Annotated in this window: 5 protein-coding genes; all 5 read right to left on the reverse strand. The window is 27.7% G+C overall.

Features of this window, described 5'->3' with window-relative positions; translation table 11 throughout:
* Positions 1-2,689 (reverse strand): hypothetical protein (locus tag J7M87_RS14780; RefSeq protein ID WP_291652012.1); only part of this gene is annotated, 2,689 nt, incomplete at its 3' end.
* A gap of 452 nt (positions 2,690-3,141) precedes the next feature.
* Positions 3,142-3,534, reverse strand: coding sequence for an immunity protein YezG family protein (locus J7M87_RS14785; RefSeq protein WP_291652014.1), 393 nt, complete (start codon positions 3,532-3,534; stop codon positions 3,142-3,144).
* A 9-nt stretch (positions 3,535-3,543) separates the two neighbouring features.
* Positions 3,544-3,672 carry a hypothetical protein gene (locus tag J7M87_RS14790; protein ID WP_291652016.1) on the reverse strand — a complete coding sequence of 43 codons (129 nt, stop codon included), beginning with the start codon at positions 3,670-3,672 and terminating at the stop codon, positions 3,544-3,546.
* A gap of 939 nt (positions 3,673-4,611) precedes the next feature.
* Positions 4,612-5,073: a hypothetical protein gene (locus tag J7M87_RS14795; RefSeq protein WP_291652018.1), complete on the reverse strand. Its 462-nt coding sequence runs from the start codon at positions 5,071-5,073 to the stop codon at positions 4,612-4,614.
* 16 nt (positions 5,074-5,089) lie between these two features.
* The coding region (locus J7M87_RS14800) for a DNA/RNA non-specific endonuclease (RefSeq protein WP_291652021.1) at positions 5,090-5,757 on the reverse strand (668 nt) is incomplete at its 5' end.

Here is a 5,757-nt window from a genome sequence, read left to right on the forward strand (position 1 = left end):
ATTTAACCCTAACTACTCCTAATTCTCCTTCTTGGAATATTGATTGATATGGCTCCCAATCTCTAGTTATTGTGGCTTCTATTTTAAATGGATCAAATACTTGTCTGAAAAGTTCACCTTCATTCCCGACTTTATCTCTAGCTTTTATTACTACCTCAATTTGTTCTATACTATCTGGAAATAATTCAAATAAGTTTCTCTTTACTTTATAAACATTATTAGTATTAATAAGATCTTGAGTTACTTTTTTCTCTTCTTCATATTCAGGATAAAATTCAGCCCAAATTTTATCTACACCACTACCTTTTTCTATTATATTAGAAACACTCATATCCAATACAAAAGTATTCTCATTATAATCATAAGTTACTTGTCCAATTGGAGGAGTTTTATCTATTTTTACAGTTATATCTTTAGTTGAAACATTTCCTACATTATCATATGCCTTTACTGTGTAATTATTTATACCTTCATATTCTATATAAAACCACAAAGAATATTGATCATTTGCTATTTCTGTACTTTTATCGTCATATAGTTTTATTGATCTTAACCCACTTCCATTATCGTCCGCAGACTGATTAATTATTATATTTTCTTTTGTCCAACCATAAATGTTATTTATATCTGTTCCTTCGATTTTAGGTGGAGTTTTATCTATTCTTACTATTAAATTCTTAGTGGAAATATTTCCAGCATTATCATACGCTTTTACTATATATTCAGTTTCTCCTTCTATACTTACTGTGTATTTTAAAGAACTTATCCCAGCTGATAATTTTTTATTTTTACTATCGTATAATTCTATTAATTTAATTCCACTTCCATTAACGTCAGTAGCATTTTGACTAATTACAACATCATTTTTTGTCCAATCATAAACCTCATTTATATCATTTCCACTTATTACTGGTGGAGTTTTATCTATTTTTACAGTAAAAATGTTAGTGGAAAAGTTTCCAACATTATCATACGCTTTTACCTCATAATTGTGTATTCCTTCATCACTTATGTATAAAAATAATGAATCCACTCCAGAATCAATTAATTTATTATTTTTATCATATATTTTTAGTGATTTTAAACCACTTCCTTTTCCATCTGAAGCAGATAAATTTTTAGTTACATCTTTATTAATCCAGCCCTCGCTAATACTTCCATTAATTTCAGGTGCTTTCCCATCTATTTTTATAGTTTTTCCAGTATCAATAATAGGAGCTGTATAATTATCTAATTTACTAGTGAATTTAAGTGAATAGTTTGTCCCATCATTTATAGCTGAAAATGTATGTATGGCTGATATATAATTTCTATTATTTGATTCACTTTTAATAGCTCTATTAATACCTATTAATTTAAAGTTATTTTTGAATTCATCATTAACTATTGCCATATCAGCTTTAACATTATATTCTGAAGAATTTAATAGTAAACTCATTGTATCGGGATAATTTTTAGATATACTTGACATATATGCATTTGTAGTTATATTTATTTCAGAATTAGGTTTAAACCAATAGTCATTATAATTTTTATAATAATTAGAGCCATTTAGGGTTAATGTCTCAGGAATAGGTTGATACTTTTCATAGTATCCCGGTAATATAAATTGATATACATACCCCTCTTGAATTTTTGAGTAATATACCATCCAATAGGTTTCAAAACCAGCAACATTAACCCCTAAAACTAATGAAGGCTTATCTGATTTACTAGGTTCTTTACCCAAGTTAATTTCTCCTAAAAGTTTATCAGCTAGTTTAATTAATACATTAATATCTCTTGAGTTTTTTAATATTTTTAACTCATCATAAACACTTTGGAATTTAGAGCCTAAATCCCCCTCTATAACTATCCCTTCTGAATTAGGTTTATAGTGCTGTGGATCATTCATTATTAGTGGTAAATTAGACATATACTCATAAGTCTTTTGAGTATTCAATCCTCCTGCTCTAATTATATTAAACCCTTCACTTAACCCTGCAGTAGTCTTAAATCTTACATACCCACCCATTATGTATAAATCCTTTATATTCTTTTCCTGCAACTCATGTTTTACATCCGAATCAATATTCTCCCCATCATTTAAATATATAGGATAATTTCTATTTGAATCTGTTCTACTTAATGCTGAAGCTGATTTTGCATCAGCCAATTTTGCTTCAGCCGCTGTTGATGCAATATATGCCCTATTTGGATTCTTATACTGTATATTATTCCAATCAATAATATCCTTTTTTATATCATAAGATATCATTTCTGAAGAAACAATTGGAGTTGTATTTCCTCCTATAAATGTAGAAAGGTAATCAAGCACCAATCCATTGGGACTATCATACCATGTTGTATATCCAATTGATCCATCAGGAGTCTCTTCGCTATATGTATAATTACTCCAATATCGTCCAGAATTGTTTACATCATACATTAGCTTTTGCACATATATTGAATCTTTTATTTTAGGCATCCTTGATTCATATGTATATGACGTCTTGACCTTCTTCATTATGTCAGATCCATTAATATCATTTTTATTAAATATATTTGAACCACTATATGTATATCTTGGTTTAGTATCTTTATACCACCCTTCAAAATTATTACTTGCATTAACATTATAAGTGATTTCAAATAAACTAATAATAAAAAATACCATAAAAACTACTAAATACTTATTATATTTTTTCATTCACACCTCCATAAATCACTGTTGTATGTAATCAATATAATACATATATTATATACACCATTAAGTATTTTGTATATATTTTTATATTGTTATTTTTAAATACATTTTTTCAACTAATTTACTATATATGTTTTTATGCATTTATTAAGTTTTTTTATAATAAATTTATGTACTTTATCATATATAACTATTATACAGTTATCTTATAAAACTAAAAATTCCTTGCTTATCAGCTTAAGATAGTTTTTATCCTAGTTATATTAGCTTTTATAAATATTTCCCTATAAAAAAGATTAATACTCCAATTACTGAAACATTAACCTTTTTATCTTCTTTCTCTGAATTATTTAATTTATGCAGTACTAACTTTTCTTACTTATATTGATTTAACTATAATTTAATATTATTATTCTTTTATACAGTTTATTAATTATTTTATTATGCATTATATCCTATAAGTTTTTTCCTTGTTCTTTTAAATATTCTTCTAACAATCCTCTCTCATATTCATCTTCTGGTATTATTCCTAATTCATCATATACCCATCTTATTTCTCTTTCTAACCTTCCACTTTCACTATTTCTCTCATATCCATATTTAATTCTAAATCTCCAATCACTATCTAACTCAAAAATAAATAAACACCCTGTAGGTTCATCTGCTTCTTTAAATTCTAACCATAAATTTTTATTACTTTCTAAAAGTTCTATTAGAAGTACCTTAAATATTTTCCTACTTACATTATATTCTTCTGGAATATTTCCACTATGATGAACCTTAGAATCACTAGTAAAAAAGTAAAAACTTGCAGAACTTACAGCTCCAATTTCTTCTCCATATAGCACAATTTTATTCTAATGACATGGTATCATTTCATCTAACTTTTCTTCTATTTGACTATAATATTTAGTTAAATTGCTTTCCTTAATCATATTTACCCATACTCCTTTAGTTCTTAAATATTTCTTGAATCCATTTTCCATTGCAATCTTATATTCTACTTCAAATGATATAGGTATCTGTGATGTCCCACTATATAGGCTCTATTTTTACATCCACTGTTTTTCCATTATCTACAGCTTTAGCTCACTAATTTTCTATTAATCCCCATTTATCTCACTTTAATGTAGCATCTATTGGTACTGAATTATCTAAATTACCAGAACTTTTAAATATACTTGCTATTAAATACCCCATCATCAATATCTATTTTACCATTATCTTTTCCAACGGTTCTTTGATCTTAAGAGTCACTCTTAGCCTTACCTGCATCAAGACTTACCTCAACAGTAGAAATTCTACCGCTTGAATCTGTGACATATTTAAACCTTCTTCTGTAACATATTCAACATTTGATTTTAAAATTTTTTTACTATTTAATTTGGTATATTGATCTCCATACTTTACTTTTTCAACAGCATTAGTCTCCTCCTTGGGGAAGAGTCTGTCTTTTTATCTTTAGTGGTAGAATTGAGTATTTTCAACCCTTGCCACTATTTTATCATGCTACCTCATCAATTTCCATAATTAGTAAAATGTATTCAATTTTATTCTTCATCATTCCGTAAATTAGATTATCTACTATTTAGATTTTCATCTCCCCCTTACTCTCACTCTAATTGAATGTAAAAAAATATCGACACTATTGTAGTATCGACATTTCAGTTACAACGATATTTTCTTGTACTTTAGGTTGAAAGGGGCTTAAGTGGTAAAGATTTTAGAACGTAATTTTCAGCTTTATCAACTATAAATTGCTTTTCAATTTTATCTGCCACTCTTCCCCACTTTACCCACTACTAACTGCATTACTTAAGTTATGCAGTACTAAATTTTCTTACTATTATTGATTTAACTATATTCTGCTATTACTATTTTTTATGCAGTTAGTTCAACTATAAAAATTCATAATTTATCTTATACTATTTACTATTTTCCAATTTAATTTTTTCAAACCACTCCATAGCAATATCATCAGCAGTCTTAACTGGATCATTCGAATAAACTAAATCATATTCATATTCTACTCTAAGATTATTTTTTGATACATCATAAACTAACTTTATTTCTGTAGGCATTTCTCTTTGATATTCTTTGCATAATTTCAGCATGCTCTTTATATCAGTATTTAAAATTTTAATTACGCCTTTTTGTCTCTCAACAGATGTATCATATTTTTTTTCTGTATTTATTAGAGCATCATTTAATTTATGACGTTCTAATACCTTTCCATTAATATTATAAAAATAATCACTGGATACGACCCCTTCTTCAAAAGAACCGTAAATATATATTTTTTCTGCACGGTTATCTACATATTCCAAACATATAGATACCATATCAGCCTGTAATTCACTGAAATAATCTTCAAACACCTTACTCATTACATTAATCTCCTAACTAATTTAATATATCTCTCTCAAAATATTTACCATCTATTTCATACTGCACATTAAATTCTGATGGTCTCAAACCATCTCCATCATATTTAATTTCAACATTCACTTTTACCTGCTTTCCTTCTTTAATAGCTGTAGCCCATTCATTTTCTATCTTCTTATATTGACTTAGATTAACATTGGAAGCCTGCGAAACCAAGTTATCCAATTCTGGTGAACCTCCAAACCTATCACCAGCTAAATGCCCTGCATGGTCTCCCTCCAATTTCCCAGGTGTATCAGGATTATGAGGAAGCCTACTCTCTCTATTCGTCAATTGTAAGTTATCCGTTTCAAACTTACTTATCCTTCCCATATCATCAGTTTCATATAAATAATCATATTCTCCTGCTTTATACTTAATATTAGGTTTTAGTTTACCTGCTTCATTAAATGGTTTAACTTCTAAATCAGCTTTACTTACCCCCTCTATACCATCTCCACCATTAACAATTTTATTATAGTTCTTTTGAATATCATTTAAAGGAGGTGTATCAATATAATCTAATTTACCTATGTCTTTTATATCACCTATTCTAACTCCATCTGCTACAAACTCTGGTTCAAATCCCATCACTTTTCTTATATTATATCCTATATTATCAATTTGATCTCCTATATTCTTAATTC

Source organism: Clostridium sp. (genome assembly GCF_017888565.1).
In the GTDB taxonomy this organism is placed as follows: domain Bacteria; phylum Bacillota; class Clostridia; order Clostridiales; family Clostridiaceae; genus Clostridium.